Annotated in this window: 20 protein-coding genes; 9 read left to right on the top strand and 11 right to left on the bottom strand. The window is 72.2% G+C overall.

Annotated features, from left to right (window positions below):
• The first annotated feature begins 45 nt into the window (after positions 1-45).
• Both trhO and ACZZY9_RS09170 read left to right on the top strand, forming a co-directional pair.
• Positions 46-939, top strand: a complete 894-nt coding sequence (gene trhO / locus ACZZY9_RS09175) for an oxygen-dependent tRNA uridine(34) hydroxylase TrhO (RefSeq protein ID WP_463463855.1) — start codon at positions 46-48, stop codon at positions 937-939.
• Positions 936-1,421: a pyridoxamine 5'-phosphate oxidase family protein gene (locus tag ACZZY9_RS09170; protein ID WP_192061153.1), complete on the top strand. Its 486-nt coding sequence runs from the start codon at positions 936-938 to the stop codon at positions 1,419-1,421. Before trhO ends, ACZZY9_RS09170 begins: the two co-directional genes overlap by 4 nt.
• Before the next feature lie 93 nt (positions 1,422-1,514).
• Here the strand turns inward: ACZZY9_RS09170 and ACZZY9_RS09165 are convergent, their stop codons facing one another.
• Positions 1,515-2,123, bottom strand: coding sequence for a hypothetical protein (locus tag ACZZY9_RS09165; protein WP_463463854.1), 609 nt, complete (start codon positions 2,121-2,123; stop codon positions 1,515-1,517).
• A gap of 77 nt (positions 2,124-2,200) precedes the next feature.
• Here ACZZY9_RS09165 and ACZZY9_RS09160 point away from each other — a divergent pair, with 77 nt between their 5' ends.
• The 7 genes from ACZZY9_RS09160 to ACZZY9_RS09130 all read left to right on the top strand — a co-directional run bounded on the left by ACZZY9_RS09160 (position 2,201) and on the right by ACZZY9_RS09130 (position 8,902).
• Positions 2,201-3,226 carry a 6-phosphofructokinase gene (locus tag ACZZY9_RS09160; protein ID WP_243215021.1) on the top strand — a complete coding sequence of 342 codons (1,026 nt, stop codon included), beginning with the start codon at positions 2,201-2,203 and terminating at the stop codon, positions 3,224-3,226.
• A 96-nt stretch (positions 3,227-3,322) separates the two neighbouring features.
• The gene (locus tag ACZZY9_RS09155; protein ID WP_243215020.1) at positions 3,323-3,814 is read left to right on the top strand and encodes an NfeD family protein; all 492 of its coding nucleotides are present in this window, start codon (positions 3,323-3,325) and stop codon (positions 3,812-3,814) included.
• A gap of 58 nt (positions 3,815-3,872) precedes the next feature.
• Positions 3,873-5,321, top strand: coding sequence for an SPFH domain-containing protein (locus ACZZY9_RS09150; protein ID WP_463463853.1), 1,449 nt, complete (start codon positions 3,873-3,875; stop codon positions 5,319-5,321).
• Positions 5,322-5,331: 10 nt separating this feature from the next.
• Complete coding sequence (locus tag ACZZY9_RS09145) at positions 5,332-6,405, top strand: acrylyl-CoA reductase family protein (protein WP_463463852.1); 1,074 nt, start codon at positions 5,332-5,334, stop codon at positions 6,403-6,405.
• Positions 6,406-6,540: 135 nt separating this feature from the next.
• Positions 6,541-7,230 carry a GntR family transcriptional regulator gene (locus tag ACZZY9_RS09140; protein WP_463463851.1) on the top strand — a complete coding sequence of 230 codons (690 nt, stop codon included), beginning with the start codon at positions 6,541-6,543 and terminating at the stop codon, positions 7,228-7,230.
• A 152-nt stretch (positions 7,231-7,382) separates the two neighbouring features.
• The gene (locus ACZZY9_RS09135; RefSeq protein ID WP_192061159.1) at positions 7,383-8,072 is read left to right on the top strand and encodes a GntR family transcriptional regulator; all 690 of its coding nucleotides are present in this window, start codon (positions 7,383-7,385) and stop codon (positions 8,070-8,072) included.
• Positions 8,069-8,902 (top strand): ABC transporter ATP-binding protein, encoded by an 834-nt coding sequence (locus ACZZY9_RS09130; protein ID WP_463463850.1) that lies wholly within the window; start codon positions 8,069-8,071, stop codon positions 8,900-8,902. The genes ACZZY9_RS09135 and ACZZY9_RS09130 overlap by 4 nt, the downstream gene beginning before the upstream one ends.
• Positions 8,903-9,060: 158 nt before the next feature.
• Here the strand turns inward: ACZZY9_RS09130 and hemL are convergent, their stop codons facing one another.
• The 10 genes from hemL to ACZZY9_RS09080 form a co-directional block, all read right to left on the bottom strand.
• The gene (gene hemL, locus ACZZY9_RS09125) at positions 9,061-10,416 is read right to left on the bottom strand and encodes a glutamate-1-semialdehyde 2,1-aminomutase (RefSeq protein WP_463464661.1); all 1,356 of its coding nucleotides are present in this window, start codon (positions 10,414-10,416) and stop codon (positions 9,061-9,063) included.
• Positions 10,417-10,421: 5 nt separating this feature from the next.
• A complete protein-coding gene (gene hemB, locus ACZZY9_RS09120) occupies positions 10,422-11,411 on the bottom strand; it encodes a porphobilinogen synthase (protein WP_243215014.1) in 990 nt (329 codons plus the stop codon).
• Positions 11,411-12,193: a uroporphyrinogen-III synthase gene (locus tag ACZZY9_RS09115; protein WP_243215013.1), complete on the bottom strand. Its 783-nt coding sequence runs from the start codon at positions 12,191-12,193 to the stop codon at positions 11,411-11,413. Before ACZZY9_RS09115 ends, hemB begins: the two co-directional genes overlap by 1 nt.
• A complete protein-coding gene (gene hemC / locus ACZZY9_RS09110; protein ID WP_463463849.1) occupies positions 12,190-13,176 on the bottom strand; it encodes a hydroxymethylbilane synthase in 987 nt (328 codons plus the stop codon). Before hemC ends, ACZZY9_RS09115 begins: the two co-directional genes overlap by 4 nt.
• 4 nt (positions 13,177-13,180) lie before the next feature.
• Positions 13,181-14,404 carry a ferrochelatase gene (locus ACZZY9_RS09105; RefSeq protein WP_243215011.1) on the bottom strand — a complete coding sequence of 408 codons (1,224 nt, stop codon included), beginning with the start codon at positions 14,402-14,404 and terminating at the stop codon, positions 13,181-13,183.
• Entirely contained in the window at positions 14,401-15,183 is a 783-nt protein-coding gene (gene hemQ / locus ACZZY9_RS09100; protein ID WP_192061164.1) for a hydrogen peroxide-dependent heme synthase, read from the bottom strand. Before hemQ ends, ACZZY9_RS09105 begins: the two co-directional genes overlap by 4 nt.
• Before the next feature lie 99 nt (positions 15,184-15,282).
• Positions 15,283-15,510: a DUF3618 domain-containing protein gene (locus tag ACZZY9_RS09095; RefSeq protein WP_192061165.1), complete on the bottom strand. Its 228-nt coding sequence runs from the start codon at positions 15,508-15,510 to the stop codon at positions 15,283-15,285.
• A 47-nt stretch (positions 15,511-15,557) separates the two neighbouring features.
• Positions 15,558-16,019, bottom strand: coding sequence for a phage holin family protein (locus ACZZY9_RS09090; protein ID WP_192061166.1), 462 nt, complete (start codon positions 16,017-16,019; stop codon positions 15,558-15,560).
• The gene (locus ACZZY9_RS09085) at positions 16,016-16,294 is read right to left on the bottom strand and encodes a hypothetical protein (RefSeq protein WP_463463848.1); all 279 of its coding nucleotides are present in this window, start codon (positions 16,292-16,294) and stop codon (positions 16,016-16,018) included. Before ACZZY9_RS09085 ends, ACZZY9_RS09090 begins: the two co-directional genes overlap by 4 nt.
• Before the next feature lie 51 nt (positions 16,295-16,345).
• Positions 16,346-17,809, bottom strand: coding sequence for a protoporphyrinogen/coproporphyrinogen oxidase (locus tag ACZZY9_RS09080; protein WP_463463847.1), 1,464 nt, complete (start codon positions 17,807-17,809; stop codon positions 16,346-16,348).
• Between the last annotated feature and the right edge of the window lie 10 nt (positions 17,810-17,819).

The raw sequence follows: 17,819 nt of genomic DNA, 5'->3' as shown, positions 1-17,819 counted from the left end.
GCATTTATCATCCAGCCCCTGACTACCGATGGCTACACTCGTCCGGTGGCCGTCCCCAAGATCCTGCTGTTCTACGTCTTCACCCCGCTCGCCGACCCCGAGGCCATCCGCCTCTGGCAGCGCGAGCTCTGCCGCTCGCTCGACCTGACCGGCCGCATCGTGCTCTCGCCGCACGGCATCAACGCCACGGTCGGCGGCGAGCTCGCCGACGTCAAGCGCTACCTGCGGACCACGCGCGAGTACGCCCCCTTCGCGGGCGTCGACGCGAAGTGGAGCGAGGGCACCGGTCACGACTTCCCCAAGCTGTCGGTCAAGGTCCGCGAAGAGATCGTCACCTTCGGCGCCCCCGACGAGCTGCGCGTCGACGAGCAGGGCGTCGTCGGCGGCGGCACCCGCCTCAGCCCCGACGACCTCCACGAGCTGATGGACCGCGAGCAGGTGACCTTCTTCGACGGCCGCAACGAGTTCGAGTCGCGCATCGGGCGGTTCCGCGACGCGGTCGTGCCCGACGTCGCCACGACGCGCGAGTTCGTCGCCGAGATCGAGAGCGGGCGCTACGACCACCTGAAGGACGAGCCGATCGTGACGTACTGCACCGGCGGGGTCCGCTGCGAGGTGCTCAGCTCGTTGATGACGAGCCGCGGGTTCTCCCGCGTGTACCAGCTGGAGGGCGGGGTGGTCCGCTACGGCGAGCGCTTCGGCGACGACGGCGTCTGGGACGGCTCGCTCTACGTCTTCGACGGGCGCGGCTCGGTCGACTTCTCCGACCACACCGCGGTGCTCGGCCGCTGCGTGCGATGCGGAGACGCCACGAAGCGGATGCAGAACTGCAGCGACGTGCAGTGCCGCGAGCAGCTGGTGGTCTGCGACGCCTGCGGACGAGGAGGCGCGGTTCACTGTGACTCGCACCGCGCCTCCGGCGTACCGTCGCAGCCATGACGGACACGAACGACATCAAGCGCATCTCCGAGGTGCTCGACAAGGGCCGCATCGGCATCCTCACGACCCAGGGCAGCAGCCAGCACCTGGTCAGTCGGCCCCTGGCCATCGTCGACCGCGAGTTCGACGGCAAGGTCTACTTCTTCACGCCCGACCCGTCACCCAAGACGGACGACGTGCGCGCGCACCCTCAGGTCAACGTCGCGGTCGAGACCGGCAAGGGCTACCTGTCGCTCTCGGGCAAGGCGACCGTCGTCAAGGACGCCGAGATCATCGACGAGCTGTGGACCACCGCGGCCGAGGCATGGTTCGACCAGGGTCGAGACGACCCGACCGTCGCGCTGCTCGAGGTCGACGTCGAGACGGCCGAGTACTGGGTGAGCAACGAGCCCAAGGCGATCACGATGCTGAAGTACGCGAAGGCAGCGATCACCGGCGGTCACCCCGAGAACATCGCCGACACGGGCACCGTCCGCCTCTGAGGCGACTGGGCTGCGCGCGACTCCGGGTCCGACCCGGCTGCGCGCGGCCCGGCTGGGGGCGACCCGGCTGAGGGCGACCCGGCTGAGGGCCTCTCAGCCGCAGGTGACCTCGCGCCCGGCCGGGTCGACGTACTCGCCCGAGCCGAGCTGGGCGCAGGTCGCCGACAGCCGTGCGAGGTAGTCGAGGGCGCTGACGCCGTAGACGATGCTCGCGATCAGCACGACGCCGCCGATCGCGACGCCGGTCAGGGCCAGCCGACGCGAGAAGCCGGCGTGCGACGACCGGTGGGCGGCGACCAGCCCCAGCACGATGCCGAGCGGCGCGAAGAAGACGCCGAAGACGACCGACGCGACGGCCAGGCCGTGCCCCGGGTCCTCGTGCCGAGGCCGCGGAGCGTCCCAGACGTCGTCGTCCGCGGGCGCGAAGTACGAGTCGAAGTCGGCGTCGCGGGCCCGGTGATCGGGGGCCGGCGTGCCCTCCGCAGCGGACCCGGCCGCGCCCTGACCGGACGGCGTGCGCTCGGGCGCCTCGGGCGACCAGGTCTGCGGGGCGACCGGCGCGGTCGACGCGACCCGTGCCTCCGGCAGGGTGTTCACCGGCCGAGGAGGCGCGGCGAGGGGGATCGCGCGATCCTCACCGGGTGCGGGTCGGGTGAAGCGCGCCCACGGCGACGGGGGTCGCGGCGTGGACTGGTCGGTCATGCATCCACGGTAGTACGCCATGATGGGATCGACCTCGGCCCTCCGGGCCGGGCCCGACCTTGCGATGGAGCATCACGATGAGAATCGGAATCCTCACCAGCGGCGGCGACTGCCCTGGACTCAACGCCGTCATCCGCGGAGCCGTCCTCAAGGGCACGCAGATCCACGGGCAGGAGTTCGTCGGGTTCCGCGACGGCTGGCGGGGGGTGGTCGACGCCGACATCGTGCCTCTCGCCCGCAAGGACATCCAGGGCATCGCGAAGCAAGGCGGCACGATCCTCGGCACGAGCCGCACGAACCCCTTCGAGGGCGACGGCGGCGTGGCGCGGATCACCGAGAACATGGAGCGCCACGGCATCGACGCCATGATCGCGATCGGCGGCGAGGGCACCCTCGCGGCCGCGAAGCGCCTGACCGACGCCGGCCTCAAGATCGTCGGCGTGCCGAAGACGGTCGACAACGACCTCGGCGCCACCGACTACACCTTCGGCTTCGACACGGCCGTGCAGATCGCGACCGATGCGATGGACCGCCTCCGCACCACGGGCGAGTCGCACAGCCGCTGCATGGTGGCCGAGGTCATGGGCCGCCACGTCGGCTGGATCGCGCTGCACTCGGGCATGGCGTCGGGTGCGCACGCGATCCTCATCCCCGAGCAGGCGACGAGCATGGACCAGATCGTCGCGTGGGTGAAGTCCGCCTACGACCGAGGGCGCGCACCTCTGGTGGTCGTCGCCGAGGGCTTCGTGCCCGACCAGGGCACCGACGTGCACTCCGAGCGCGGTCTCGACGCCTTCGGCCGCCCGCGTCTCGGCGGCATCGGCGAGCGCCTCGCCCCGATCATCGAGGAGCGCACCGGCATCGAGACGCGCGCGACGACGCTGGGGCACATCCAGCGCGGCGGCACCCCGACGTCGTACGACCGAGTGCTCGCGACGCGTCTCGGTCTCGCGGCGAGCGACGCCGTGCAGGAGGGGCGCTGGGGGCGCATGGTCGCCCTGCGCGGCACGGACATCGTGCACGTCTCGTTCGAGGAGGCGCTCGACAGCCTGAAGACCGTGCCGCAGCACCGCTACGACGAGGCCGCGATCCTCTTCGGCTGAGCCGAGGAGGCGCGGGTCGCCTCCACACGGACGGATCCGTCCACATTCCCCCGCGCAGGCGAGACGCGAGGCGTCGTCATCTGACAGTCTCGATGCATGGTCACGTTCATCGTCGTCGGGTCGGTGGGGCTCGTCGTCCTCCTGGTCAGCATCGTCGTGGGCGATCTGCTCGACGTCTTCGACATCGGCGACGGCCTCGTCTCGGGCGTCGCCGTCGGTGCGGCCCTCGCCATCTTCGGCCTGGCCGGCATCGTCACGCTGCAGAGCGGTCTGCCCTCGGGGTGGACGTACGCCATCGCCGTCGCGATGGCGCTCGTCGCGCTCGTGCTGATCCAGATCGTCATCCGCCGCGTGACCAGACGCGAGACCGGCGGCCACTGGTCGCCCGTCGGCTTCGTCGGCACCGCCACCGAGACCATCACGCCGACCGGCGGCGAGGTCCGGCTCGACGGCGTCCGCGAACTCGAACGGCGTCTCGCCGTCAGCGACGTGCGCATCGAGCGCGGCACACGCATCCGCGTGGTGGCCGAGTCCGGGCCGCGCGTCGAGGTCGTGCGCGACGACTCCGAGCCGACCCGCGCCTCCTAGGCTCCCCCGGCCCCCCTGACAACCGCCCTGCACCACCGAAAGAGAAACGAGAAGCCCTGTGGACTTCATCTCCGGCAACACCAGCGTCGTCGCCATCGTCGTCGCGGTCGTCATCGCCATCGCGCTGCTGTCGTTCATCGCCAGCCGCGTGCGCCGCGTCCCGCCGAACGAGGCGCTGATCGTCGTCGGCCGTGGTGCCGAGCGCTCCGAGGGCGGGGGCATCTCGAGCCCGCAGAAGGTCATCATCGGGGGCCGCACGTTCGTCTGGCCCATCTTCCAAGAGGGCTTCAAGCTCAGCCTCGAGCAGTACCAGACCCCCGTCGAGGTCCAGGCGATCGACGCCAACTACATCCGCACCGCGGTCAAGGCCACGGTCAACTTCAAGGTCACCGGCACCGAAGACGGCGTGCGCCGCGCCGCGCAGCGCTACCTGCTGCAGCAGCAGCAGCTGCCGGTCATCGTGCAGCAGTCGCTCGAGGGCTCGATCCGCGGTCTGATCGGCGGGCAGCCGGTCGACGACCTGGTCAAGAACTTCTCGCGCCTCGCGGCCGACGCCGTCAACGAGACGAAGGGCGAGCTCGCCGAGCTCGGTCTGCAGATCGAGACGATGAACATCCGCGAGATCGAGACCCCGGGCAGCACCTACCTCGCCGACCGCGGTCGCGCCGAGGCCGCCGTCGCCAAGCAGAACGCCGACGTCGCCGAGGCGGAGGCAGAGCGCATCGCCGCCCTGGCCCGCATCGGCAACACGCAGCAGACCGCCGAGCGTCAGCTGCAGCTCGACGTGCGCCAGGCGCAGATCAAGGCCGAGACCGATCGCGCCAACGCCGAGGCATCCGCCGCCGGCGAGCTGGCCCGTGCCACGCAGGACAAGCTGGTCGCCGAGCAGGAGAGCATCGCCGTCGCCGAGCAGGCCAAGGTCAACCAGGAGCGCCTGAACATCGACGTGCGTCAGCCCGCCGAGGCCGCCGCGTACGCCGCCGTCCAGAACGCCGAGGCCGAGCGCGACGCCGCCAACGCCGCCGTCGAGGCCGAGGCGTTCCGCCGCACGCAGCTCGCCGACGCCGCCCGCGCCGCCGCCGAGAACGAGGCCGCAGCCGTCGAGGCCGCCGGTCGCGCCGAGGCCGCGGCCATCAAGGCGAAGGGTCTGGCCGAGGCCGAGGCCGTCGACGCCCTCGCCGAGGCGCAGGGCAAGTTCGGCCAGGCGGCGCTCGCGTCGCAGGTCATCTCGCGCCTGCCCGACATCGCCCGCGAGATGGCGGCGCCGATGAGCAACATCGACACCCTCACCGTCGTGTCGACGGACGGGGCGAACGAGCTCACCAAGTCGGTGGCGAACAACATGACCCAGCTGCAGGACGTCGTCAAGGCCACGACGGGTCTCGACCTCGTCGGCGCCCTGGGCGGGTTCCTGGGCGGGCGTGCCGGTGCGGCGTCCGACCAGACCGTCGGCACGTCGCCTCTCGGCACCACGCCGCGCAGCACCACGCCGCGCGACTCCGCGTAGCCTGACGCCCATGCGAGCCGTCGTCGTCGAGAAGGGTCATCCCGCGTCTCTCCGAGAGGTGGGGCCCGGGCCCGACGGCGACGGCCTCGAGCCCGGCCAGGTCGTCGTCGACGTCCTCTGGTCGGGCCTGAACTACAAAGACGGCCTCGCCCTCGCGGGCGACCCGGGTGTCGCACGGGTCAGCCCGCTCGTACCGGGCATCGATCTCGTCGGGACGATCGCGGCCGTCGGGCCGGTCTCGAGCGGCGGACCGGTCTCGAGCGGCGGGCCGGTCTCGAGCGGCGGGCCGGTCTCGAGCGGCGGACCTTCATCCGCCTCGTCGACCTCGTCGTTCGCGGTCGGCGACCTGGTGGTCGCCACGGGCGCAGGTCTCGGCGAGACGCGAGACGGCGGCTTCGCCGAACGCGCCGTCGTCGACACCGCCACGCTCGTGGCCGTGCCCGACGGCATCGACGCCCGGCGTGCGGCAGCGATCGGCACGGCCGGTCTGACCGCGATGCTCAGCGTGCTCCGTCTCGAGCGCGACGTGCGACCGGGCGACGGCGACATCGTCGTCACCGGCGCCGCCGGAGGCGTCGGATCGGTCGCCGTCGCGATCTTGAGTCGCCTCGGGTACTCGGTCACCGCCTCCTCGGGTCGGGCCGACGAGCTGGGGCCGTACCTGCGGTCGCTGGGCGCCTCGTCCGTCATCGACCGCGCCGAGCTCGGCGAGCAGGGGAAGCCGCTTCGACGCCCCCGCTGGGCCGGCGCCGTCGACTCGGTCGGCAGCACGACCCTCGCGAGCGTGCTCGCCGAGACCGCCTGGGGCGGCACGGTCACGGCCTGCGGCCTCGCTCAGGGCTCGGACCTCACGACGACGGTGCTGCCGTTCATCCTGCGGTCGGTCACCCTGGCCGGCATCGACTCGGTTGAGGCCCCCCTGGCACTCCGCCAGGAGGCGTGGTCGCGGCTCGCGACCGACCTCGACCTCGAGCTGCTCGACTCGCTGACCACCGAGACGACCCTCGATGAGGTCGTCGCCCTCGGCCCCGAGATCGTCGCCGGGCGCGTGCGCGGACGCACGGTCGTGCGCGTGGGCGCCTGACACGACGGTCTCCGGCGGAACCCCGCGGGTCGGCCCCTAGGGCGGGGCCTTGAGCGTGGGGCCTCGACATGTTTCGCAGCGGTCGAGTAAAGTACCGGATAATCGATACTTCCTCGCGCATTGAAGGTCTGATACATGCCCATCCCCACCGGCCCCGAGAACCCGGCCCCCCGCCGCCTCCTCCGTGACGTCGTGTTCGACAAGATGCTGTCCGCGATCGAAGACGGAACGCTGCAGCCCGGCGAGCGCCTCAACGACGACGAGCTGGTCACCTGGCTCGGCGTCTCGCGCACGCCCATCCGCGAGGCGATCGCCAAGCTGGTCGACTACGGCCTCGTCGAGATGGAGGCCAACCGCTACACGCGCATCGCGATGCCCGACTTCGATCTCTATCGGCATGCGCTGCAGGTGTACGCCGGGCTGAACGAGTTGACCGCGCGATGGGCGATCCCGCTGCTCTCCGACTCCGACGTCGACGAGTTCACCGACCTGGTCGACACGGCCCTCGGTCGCCTCCACGCCCGCGACGTCGGCGGCCTCGGCGACTTCCAGGCCGTGCCGGCGTACCTCCGCACGAAGGTCGGCAACCCGCTGCTCGACAGCGCCGAGCGCCTCGTCAACGCGCGGGTCATGTTCATGTCGAAGCCCGTGCTCAACCACTGGCAGTGGGAGCTCACGACGGACTTCCTGAACCGCATCCGCGAGGCCGTCCGCCGACGCGACATCGACCTCGCCATCGCCGCGTTCATCCCGTTGAACGAGGCGAACCTCCGCCACCTCGAGGCCGTCGAGGTCGACGGGGCCCTTCTCTCGACCCCGTCGTGACCCCGCTCGGACACTGAGCCGCAGCACAGCAAGACCGTAAGACCGCAAGACCGCACCACCGCAGCACCGCACCACAGCACCGCCTCATGTGCGGGCCGACGCAGGGAAGTCGGCCCGCACCTCCCACCCTCCGCCCGACCCAGGAGTGCCCGATGCCGATCCCCACGCTCACCGACCAGCCGCCCGCCCCCCGCCGCCTGCTGCGCGACGTCGTCTACGACAAGATGTTCGACGCGATCATCGACGGCACCCTCGAGTTCGGCGAACGACTGAACGACGACCAGCTGGTCGCCTGGCTCGGCGTCTCGCGCACGCCCGTCCGCGAGGCCATCGCGAAGCTCGCCGACCAGGCGCTCGTCGACATCGAGGCGAACCGGTACACGCGCATCGTGCACCCCACCTTCGACGAGTTCGTCGACACCATCGATGTCGGTTACGCCGTCTGGGCGCTCTTCGTCGAGCGCGGTGTCGCGCGTCTGGGTGCCGCTCAGCGCACCGAGGCCCTGAAGATCCTCGACGCCCGCGCGAAGGCGTTCGCGGCGAAGAAGCCCGAAGACGACCGCGCGCTCGTCCGCTTCAACGAGCTGCTGCTCGAGGCCAGCGCGAGCACCTCGTTGGCGCGACTGTGGGCGAACACCGGCCCGCGCCTCCTTCTCCTCATCCGCCGCCCGTCGTCGCAGGGTCTGTTCGACTTCGACGCCGCCCTCGCATTCACGAAGACGCTGCGCGACGCGGTGGCCGAGGGTGACGCTCAGGCCGCGGCCGAGGCGGTCCGCACGCAGCCCGAGCGTCTGGCCGAGTTCCACGAGCAGGTCCGCGAGGCGGGCGTCTACCTCTCGTGACGCCGACGTCGATCACGTCGAGCACCGCACCGGTGGTGCTCGACGTGGCCGACGTCCGGGTCGCCCGTGCGGGTCGCGATCTGCTCGCCGGTGTCTCGCTGCGCGTGCGGGCCGCCGAGCACTGGGCCCTCATCGGCCCGAACGGAGCAGGCAAGACGACGCTGCTCACCCTCTGCGGCGCCCTCGGCCACCCCACCTCGGGCACGGTCGACGTGCTGGGACGACGGCTCGGTCGCGTCGACCTGAGCGAGCTGCGCCGACGCATCGGCCACGTCGACCCGCGGCATCGCATGCTGCGCGACAACACGGTGCTCGAGGTGGTGCTGACCGGGCTCACCGGCAGCAGCGACCCCGTCGCCCGCTGGTCGCCGACACCCGCCGAGGAGGCGCGGGCGCGATCGCTGACCGCCTCCGTCGGACTCGGGGCCCGCTCCATGGCCCGCTGGTCGGTGCTGTCGCAAGGAGAGCGGGGTCGCGCCCTGATCGCCCGCGCGCTGCTCGCGTCGCCCGCGCTGCTGCTGCTGGACGAGCCCGCGACGGGTCTCGACGTCGCCGCGCGCGAGCACCTGCTCGACACCCTCGACGAGGTGCGGGCGAGCCACCCCGACGTCGCCTCGGTGACGGTGACGCATCATCTCGAGGACCTGCCGGCCAGCACGAGTCATGCGGTGCTGCTGCGCGACGGACGCGTCTTCGCGCAGGGGCCGGCCGACGACGTGCTGACCTCGGAGCTCGTCTCGGCGGCGTTCGACCACCCGCTGGTGATCGAGCGCGTCGCCGGCCGCTGGTCTGCGCGCACCCGTCGGGGCCGCCCGGCCGCATCGAGGTGACCCGAAACGGGCCCTCGGCCGGTGCCGATGCCCCCTTCTGGGTCACTTCGATGAACGAGTCGGGGCCGCGGGCGCCCAGCCCGATCGAGGTGACCCGAATCGAGCCCTCGGCCGGTGCCGACGCCCCCTTCGGGTCACTTCGATCAGAGGCCCGGCGGCTAGTCGGCGGCGGGCGCGGCCGCGGCCGCGGCGGCCTTGGCGGCTGCGGGCAGCGCGTCGAGGATGCGTGACACCGCAGTCTCGTCGTGCGCCGCCGTGACGAACCAGGCCTCGTACACCGACGGCGGCAGGTTCACCCCGGCGTCGAGCATCGCGTGGAAGAACGGCGGGTAGCGCCAGGTCTGCTGGGCGCGCACGTCGTCGTAGTCTCGCGGGGCGTCGGGTGTGAAGGCGAACGAGAAGAGCGAACCGGCGCGCTGCACGGTGTGCTCGACGCCCTCGGCCGACAGGGCCTCCGAGACGGCGACCGACAGCCGGTCGGCGACCGAGTCGAGCGTCGCGTAGACCTCGGGAGTCGCCAGTCGGAGCGTCGCCGTGCCGGCCGCCACGGCGACCGGGTTGCCGCTCAACGTGCCGGCCTGGTAGACGGGGCCGAGAGGGGCGAGGTAGTCCATCACGTCGGCACGTCCGCCGAGCGCCGCCAACGGCATGCCCCCGCCGATGACCTTGCCGAAGGTGACGAGGTCGGGCTCCCACCCGCTGCCGTCGGGGACGACGTCGGCGGCCTCGAGACCCCACCAGCCGGCGGGCCCGACCCGGAACCCGGTCAGCACCTCGTCGACGATCAGCAGCGAGCCGTTGCTGCGGGTGATCTCGGAGAGACTGCGGTTGAACCCCCGTCGCGGGGCGAGCACGCCCATGTTGGCCGCGGCGGCCTCGACGATGACGGCGGCGATCCGCGGTCCGTGCTCGGCGAACGCCTGGCGGACGGCGTCGAGGTCGTTGTACGGCAGCACCAGGGTCTGCGCCGCGGTCGCCTCGGTGATGCCGGCCGAGCCGGGCATCGAGAGCGTCGCGACACCCGAGCCGGCCTCGGCGAGAAGCGAGTCGGAGTGGCCGTGGTAGTGACCGGCGAACTTCACCAGCAGGTCGCGACCCGTGAAACCGCGGGCGAGCCGGATGGCCGTCATGGTCGCCTCGGTGCCGGTCGACACCATGCGGATCTTGCCGATCGGCCGGGCGTCGCCCACGGAGACCCGTTCGCGCACGAGCTCGGCGAGCTCGGTCTCACCCGGCGTCGACGCCCCGAACGACAGGCCGCGCGCGGCGGCCTTCTGCACGGCCTCGAGCACCTCGGGGTGCGTGTGGCCGAGGATGGCCGGGCCCCACGACGCAACCAGGTCGACGTACTCGCGACCCTCGGTGTCGGTGACGTAGGCCCCCTTCGCACCCACCAGGAACCGGGGTGTGCCCCCGACCGAGCCGTAGGCGCGGACAGGCGAGTTCACCCCGCCGGGGATGGAGCGCTTCGCTCGGGCGAAGAAGCCGTCGTTGGTGCGGTCGTCGCGGTCGATGCCCATCAGATGCGTCCTTCCCGGAGGCGCGTGGCCAGTTCGGTCGCCCAGTACGTCAGGATCGCGTCGGCCCCGGCGCGCTTGATCGACAGCACGCTCTCGTACGACGCGGCGTCGAGGTCGATCCAGCCGTTGGCGGCGGCGGCCTGGATCATCGCGTACTCGCCGCTGATCTGGTACGCCCAGACCGGGACGGTGCTCGTGGCGGCGGTCTCGGCGAGCACGTCGAGGTAGCTCATGGCCGGCTTCACCATGACGATGTCGGCGCCCTCGGCGATGTCGAGGTCGACCTCGCGGAGGCCCTCGCGGCCGTTCGCCGCGTCGAGCTGGTACGTGCGGCGGTCGCCCACGAGCGTCGACTGGACCGCCTCGCGGAACGGCCCGTAGAACGCCGAGGCGTACTTCGCCGAGTACGCCAGCAACGCGGTGTTCGAGAATCCGGCCTCGTCGAGGGCGTCACGGGCCGAGCCGATCTGGCCGTCCATCATGCCGCTCATGCCGATCAGCTGCGAGCCCGCCTCGGCCTGCACGACGGCCATCGCGTCGTAGCGCTCGAGCGTCGCGTCGTTGTCGACCGAGCCGTCCGCCGCGAGGACGCCGCAGTGGCCGTGGTCGGTGAACTCGTCGAGGCAGAGGTCGGTCTGCACGACGAGGGCGCCCTGCGCCGCGTCGACGGCGACCCGGGTCGCGACGTTGAGGATGCCCTCGGGGTCGGTGGCCCCCGAGCCCACGGCGTCCTTCTCGAGCGGCACGCCGAACAGCATGACGCCGCCGACACCGGCCTCGGCGGCCGCGGCGACCGCATGCGGGAGGCTGCTCAGGCTGTGGTGCACGACACCCGGCATGGACGAGATCTCGGCGGGCGAGTCGATGCCCTCTCGCACGAACATGGGCAGCACGAGGTCGGACGGGTGGAGGCGCGTCTCGGCCGTCAGGCGGCGGAGGGCGGGGGTGGCGCGCAGCCGGCGGGGGCGCACGCGGGGGAACTCTGACATCAGTCTTTCTCGGGATCGGAGTGGCGTCCGTCGAGGGCGTGGTCGACCACGGCCTGGACGAGGGCGGCCGCCGAGCGGGTCTCGGCGATCAGGTGCACCGGCAAGCCGGCGGCGCGGGCGTCGAACGCCGTGCGCGGCCCGATGCAGGCGACGAGTGTGCTGGCGGGCAGCGGGGCGAGCTGCGCCGCGATCTGCCGGGCGACGCTGCCCGAGGTGATGAGGATGACGCCGATGTCGCCCGAGCGGACGCCGGTCGCGACGGGCTCGGAGACCTCGACGCCGACGGTGCGGTAGGCGGCGACGAACTCGGCGTCGAAGCCGCGCTCGGAGAGACCGGCGACGAGGGTCGGCTCGGCCAGGTCGGACTGGGGCACGAGCACGCGACCCTGGACGTCGTCTCGGGGCCACTCCTTGACGAGGCCCCGGGCCGAGTTGTCGCCCTCGGGCACGAAGTCCACGCGGTACCCCGACAGCGTCAGGGCCGCGGCCGTCGTCTCGCCCACGGCGGCGATGCGGGTCGAGGCCGGGGGCCGGATGCCGTTGCCGACGAGGACGTCGACCGTGGTGGCGCTCGTCACGACGAGCCAGTCGTAGACGCCGGCCTCGAGTCGTGCCAGGGCCGCCGCGAGCAGCTCGGGCGTCTCGGCCGGTGCGAAGTTGATCATCGGGGCGATGACCGGGGCGGCGCCGTGCGCACGGAGCGCCGCGGCCACACCGTCGCCCCACTTGCCGCCTCGGGGCACGAGGACGCGGGTGCCCTTGAGCGGCCGCTCGGCCGTCACGAGGCGCTCCCCACCGGGTCTCCGCCGGAGGGCCCGCCGCCGATCGGGGCTAGCTCGGCCGCCCCGAGCTCGAGCAGCTCGTCGACGACGCGGCCGGCGACCTCGGCGACGTCGACCAGCTGCGTCTCGAGCGGACCGTCGTCGAGCGAGACGGCGTGCGACGAGCTGACCGTGCCGGCGCCCTCGGGGCTGTAGACCGTGGCGCTCAGGAGCAGCAGACCGGCGTCCACCACGGCCGAGGCGCCGATCGGCGCGGCGCACCCCGCCTCGAGCCGCGCCAGCACCTGACGCTCGGCCGAGACGACCAGACGCGTGTCGCGGTCGTCGATCGCGGCGAGGCCGCGGGCGAGGGTCTCGTCGGGGTCGCCCTCGCGGACCTCGACGGCCAGCGAGCCCTGGCCGGGGGCGGTGGGCCACCAGCCGAGACCGAGCAGGTCGGTCGCGGCGTCGAGGCGCCCGAGACGCCCCAGACCGGCGGCGGACAGCAGGACGGCGTCGAGATCGTCTCCGACCCGGCGGAGGCGCGTGTCGACGTTGCCGCGGATGTCGACGACCTCGAGATCCGGTCGTCGTGCCAGCAGCTGGGCGGCGCGACGCGGTGACCCCGTGCCGACCCGGGAGCCCTGCGGCAGGGTCTCGAGGGTCAAGCCGTCACGGGCGCAGAGCGCGTCGCGGGCGTCGGCACGACCGGGTGTCGCGCCGATGACGAGCCCGGGGTGCGAGGCGGTCGGCAGGTCTTTCAGGCTGTGGACGACCACGTCGCACTCGTCGACCAGGAGCGCCGAGCGCAGTGCGCTGGCGAAGACGCCCGTGCCCCCGAGGCTGGCGAGCGACTCGCCCGTCGCCTGGGTGCGGTCGCCCTCGGTCTTGATGCGGATGAGCTCGACGTCGGCGCCCGTCTCGCGGGCGAGCCGCTCGGCGATCGTGGTCGACTGGGCGACGGCGAGTGCGCTGCCGCGGGTTCCGATGCGAAGTGTCGTCACAGCTCTAGGGCACCAGACCCGAGAGGGCGGGCTTGAAGCCGAGACGGACGTTCTCGCAGCACCCGGGGCGGCAGACGTCGTACCAGGGGCCGAGATCGGTTACGTGCGGGCGGTCTTCGACCGGCACGCCGTCACGGCGTTCGAGCACGAGGTCGACCAGGCCCGTCACGTAGTTCGGGTCGATGCCGGGGGTCGGCGTGCGCACGGCCCAGAAGCCGTTCTTCTCGCTCGTCTCGAGGGCCTCGTTGTCGAGATCCCACATGACCTCCATGTGGTCGCTGACGAAGCCGAGCGGCACGATCACGACGGCGCGCGTCGGGCCACCGGCGAGGTCGTCGATCGCGTCGTTGATGTCGGGCTCGAGCCACGGCATCGACGGCGGGCCGCTGCGCGACTGGTAGACGAGCTGCCACGGCACGGTGCTGCCGCCGCCCTCGGGGATCTCGAGCTCGAGCGCAGCCTCGGCGGCCGCCATGACGACCTCGGCCACTGCCTTGTGCTGCGCGGCGTAGGCGCCGTCGTCGTCGAAGCCGCGCGACTGCGGGCCGCTCTTCGCGGCGTCGGTCGACGGGATCGAGTGCGTCGCGAACAGCACCTGGATCTCGCTCGACAGGTCGAGGCCGTCGATCTCGGCGCGGGCCTTCAGCAGGGCGTCGCGCACACCGTCGATGAACGGCTGGACGAAGCCGGGGTGGTCGAAGAACTGACGCACCTTGTCGATCTGCATGGTGTCGGCGAGACCGGTCTCGTCGAGCGCCATCGCGAAGTCCTCGCGGTACTGGCGGCACGAGCTGTACGACGAGTAGGCGCTGGTCGCGACGGCGATCAGCTTGCGGAACCCGCGGCTGTCGGCCTCGCGCACCGCGTCGGCCATGTAGGGATCCCAGTTGCGGTTTCCCCAGACGACGGGCAGGTCGATGCCACGACGCTCGAGCTCGGCCTCGAGGGCGGCCTTGAGCTCGCGGTTGTGCTGGTTGATGGGGCTGACGCCGCCGAAGTGGCGGTAGTGCGTCGCGACCTCTTCGAGCCGCTCTTCGGGGATGCCGCGACCCCGGGTGACGTTGCGGAGGAACGGGATGACGTCGTCCTGGCCCTCGGGCCCGCCGAAGCCGGCCAGCAGGATCGCGTCGTAGTCGGTCGGCTCGGAGACGTGCTCGGGTCCGCGCTCGGCCGCCGGGGTGGCGTTGCGCACGAGCTCGCCGTTGGTGATTCCGCTGGTGTCGGTCACGACAGAACCTCGATGATCTCGGTGGTGGTGATCCGTCGGCCGGTGAAGAACGGGATCTCTTCACGGACGTGACGGCGGGCTTCGGTGTAGCGCAGGTCGCGCATCAGGTCGACGAGCTGCACGAGCTCGGGTGCCTCGAGGGCGAGGATCCACTCGTAGTCGCCGAGCGAGAAGCTCGCGACGGTGTTGGTCAGCACCGCGCGGTGCTCGGAGCCCTGCTTGCCGTGATCGGCCAGCATCTGACGGCGCTCGGCCTCGGGCAGCAGGTACCACTCGTAGCTGCGGACGAACGGGTAGACCGTCAGCCACGTCTCGGGCTCTTTGCCGCGCATGAAGGCGGGGCTGTGGTTGCGCGAGAACTCGGCATCGCGGTGCATGCCCATGGCGTTCCAGGTCGGGAGGAGACCACCGAGGGCGTCGGTACGCAGCAGCCGCCGGTAGGCCGACTGGATCGCCTCGGGCACCTCGCCGTGCAGCCAGATCATGATGTCGGCGTCGGCGCGCAGGGCGCTGACGTCGTAGAACCCCCGGACGACGACCCCGTCGGCGGCCAGCGATGCGACGACCGCGTCGAGCGCCTCGGCGTCGGCCTCGTCGGGTGCGAACGGGTTCTGGAGGTCGCGTCGGAGGACGGCCCACAGGGTGTAGCCGAGACGCTCGCCCCCACCGGCCGACGACGACGCGTCGGTCGGGGCCGGCGACGGCGCCTCGGGTGAGGGGGCGGCGGGTGAATCTGACGTCGGCAACACGGGTGCCGACCCGTCGGCGCTGGTACTCATGCGGCTATTCTCCCCCTCTCCCGGCTGGGAGCCCAACCAGGTACTTCCAGTTCGAGAGAACCGTGGAGAACCCTTCGCGGAGGGGCCTCCGGGGAGGGGCTATCGGCGCTTGACGACGGCGACCAGGATGCCGCCGACGGTCAACGCCACGACACCGGCACCGGCCAGCCAGGGCCACTTGTCGTGCTCGTACGAGGCCTTCGCACGCTGGCCCGCGGCACCCAGCTGCTTGGGCACGTTCAGCTTGTCTTCGATCTCGTTCAACGTGGCGGCCAGCTCGGCGCGCGTCTTGTCGATGTGACCCTGGATGTCGTTCGTGTCGCTCACGATGGTTCCGATCGGTGCAGAGGAGGTGCGGAGAAGGAGGGAGCGCGTCAGGACTCGTCGAGGCGCGTGCGCGGGATGGTGCCGACGCCCTTGATGGCACGCAGGTCGCGCTGGAGGCTGGCGAGGGTCTTCTCGGGGACGACCGGCAGGCCGACCTTGATCTTCTTGTAGCCGACCCAGCCGAGGATGGCCGCGCCGATCAGCAGGGCCACGGCCACGATCAGCGCCGAGAGCCAGCCCGGCAGCCAGATGGCGATCAGCAGCACGATCGCGGTCAGCAGCACACCCAGCGCCGCGAAGACCAGCACGAGAGCGCCGACGACGAAGCCGGCCCCGAGGCCGAACGCCTTGAGCGTCGCCATGATCTCGCTCTTGAGCAGCGCGATCTCGCCCTTGACGAGATCGGTGACGAGCGTGGGGACGTCGTGCAGCAGGGTGAAGAGCGACCGCGAGCGCGTCCGTGAACCGGAGTCGTGCCGGATCCGGTCGCTTCGGGTGGAATCGGTCATCGGGTCTTACCGGTGGTCGTCGACTTCTGCTTCTTCTTGCCCCCGCCGAAGGCCCGCACGATCACGAGCTTCGCGCCGTTGACCCCGGCGTCGACGAGGTCGGCGGTCTTCGCGCCGGCGAAGTCCTCCGCCTTGGCGACCTGACGCTGCACCGCGCGGCTGTGCCAGAGCTTGGACGACGTCGTCGAGATCTGGTCGTAGCGGTCTCGCCCGGCCCGGGCGCCCAGTACGAAGCCGAGGGCTCCTCCGGCGACGAAGATCAATTTGCCTCGCATGTCGCTCCATTCGTGGTCTGCGCACGGCAGACGGCCGCGCGAGTCCCCAATCTAGTCCGAGCGCGCCGCGAGTTGCCCGACCCCGCCGCTGAGCAGTGCGGCGGCGGTCGCCCGGGACTGCGCGATGACCGCGGCGAGACCACGACCGGCCACGGCACCGCCGACCCGATGCACGCCGTCGAGGGGGGCGACGGGGGCGACCCGCGCCTCCTCGGCGTCCGTGACGGGTGCGGCGAGCGGGGCGTCCCAGGCGACCCGCGCCCAGCCCTCGACGGCGTCGGGGTCGATCGGCACGCCGAGCAGCACCGCGGCGTCGGCGATCGCGACGGCCCGCAGCTCGGCGTCGGGCGTGCCGGGCTCGACGACGGGCGAGTCGTAGCTGAGACGGAGCACGTGCCGCCCGCCGGCGAGGTCGGCGAGCCAGGGCCATTTGACCGTCGCGTGCGTGAGGGCCTTCGCCCGCACGTCGAGGGCGCCGGGGGCGACGAGTACCCCCGTGCCCCGCGGCCCGGTGTCGAGCGCCGGCTCGCGGATGACGAGCGTCACGAGCGTGATCAGACCGGCAGCCGAGGAGGCGCGACCCGCCAGAGCCCGCCCCGCACCGTCGCCCACGGCCAGCACCACGGCGTCGGCGACGAGTCGCTCGCCGTCGACGGTGACGGACGACGCGTCGAGCGCCGACACCACCGCACCGAGTCGCATCTCGACGCCGAGTCGCTCGAGGTCGGCGACCAGGGCGTCGACCAGGCGGGCGTTGCCCCCGCGGAGACCGGCGACGGCCGAGCCGGCGGGGGCCAGCGCGCGGAGGCTGAGCACGGCCGCGGCCAGCGAGCCCTCCCGCAGCAGCGCCCGGCGGAGCCCTGGCGAGACGCGGTCGACGAGGAGGTCGTCGGGGTGACGCGAGTGCACGCCTCCGACGATGGGCGTGACCAGGCGGTCGAGCACGGCGTCGCCCATCCGCGCCCGGATGAACGGGCCGACCGTCGTCTCGTCGGCGCCCACCTCGGCCGGCTGCGCGTCGAGTCGCTCGGCGAGCGCGGCGCCCTCGACGCCGATCACCTGCAGCACGTCGGGGTCCGTGAGGTCTCCGGGGATCCCGAGCAGACCCGTGCGGGGCAGCGGGAAGGCCTGTCCGTCGGCCTCGTGCACCCAGGCGCCGCGGCCGTCGGGCAGCACGACGTCGTCGGCGAGACCGAGCTCGTCGAGGTACGCGGCCACCGTGCCGCCGCGGGTGGCGAAGCTCTCGGCGCCCGAGTCGAGGTCGATCCCCGCGACGGTGTGCCGACCGACCTCGCCGCCGAGACGGTCGGACGCCTCGAGCAGCAGCACGCTCGCACCGCCGCGGGCCAGCTCGCGCGCGACGACCAGCCCCGCGACGCCGCCCCCGACGACGACCGCGTCGGCCGGCGACCCACCGGTCGCAGCCGCACCGGTCGCAGCGGCACCGGCAGCAGCGGTGCCGGCAGCGGGCACCGGGTCGATCCCGGCCGAGGAGGTGCGGAGCGGGTCGGACACGATCGTGCCC

It is taken from the genome of Frigoribacterium sp. AC394, from assembly GCF_979258095.1.
The sequence above is the reverse complement of the archived record's forward strand: the minus strand, read 5'-3'. Positions and strand labels throughout refer to the sequence as shown.

What these genes read in the sequence shown, in the direction of transcription:
- ACZZY9_RS09170 (WP_192061153.1), top strand. Translation starts at nt 936, where the DNA reads ATGACGGACACGAACGACATCAAGCGCATCTCCGAGGTGCTCGACAAG.
- ACZZY9_RS09165 (WP_463463854.1), bottom strand. Translation starts at nt 2,123, where the DNA reads ATGACCGACCAGTCCACGCCGCGACCCCCGTCGCCGTGGGCGCGCTTC.
- ACZZY9_RS09160 (WP_243215021.1), top strand. Translation starts at nt 2,201, where the DNA reads ATGAGAATCGGAATCCTCACCAGCGGCGGCGACTGCCCTGGACTCAAC.
- ACZZY9_RS09155 (WP_243215020.1), top strand. Translation starts at nt 3,323, where the DNA reads ATGGTCACGTTCATCGTCGTCGGGTCGGTGGGGCTCGTCGTCCTCCTG.
- ACZZY9_RS09145 (WP_463463852.1), top strand. Translation starts at nt 5,332, where the DNA reads ATGCGAGCCGTCGTCGTCGAGAAGGGTCATCCCGCGTCTCTCCGAGAG.
- ACZZY9_RS09140 (WP_463463851.1), top strand. Translation starts at nt 6,541, where the DNA reads ATGCCCATCCCCACCGGCCCCGAGAACCCGGCCCCCCGCCGCCTCCTC.
- ACZZY9_RS09135 (WP_192061159.1), top strand. Translation starts at nt 7,383, where the DNA reads ATGCCGATCCCCACGCTCACCGACCAGCCGCCCGCCCCCCGCCGCCTG.
- hemB (WP_243215014.1), bottom strand. Translation starts at nt 11,411, where the DNA reads ATGTCAGAGTTCCCCCGCGTGCGCCCCCGCCGGCTGCGCGCCACCCCC.
- hemQ (WP_192061164.1), bottom strand. Translation starts at nt 15,183, where the DNA reads ATGAGTACCAGCGCCGACGGGTCGGCACCCGTGTTGCCGACGTCAGAT.
- ACZZY9_RS09090 (WP_192061166.1), bottom strand. Translation starts at nt 16,019, where the DNA reads ATGACCGATTCCACCCGAAGCGACCGGATCCGGCACGACTCCGGTTCA.
- ACZZY9_RS09085 (WP_463463848.1), bottom strand. Translation starts at nt 16,294, where the DNA reads ATGCGAGGCAAATTGATCTTCGTCGCCGGAGGAGCCCTCGGCTTCGTA.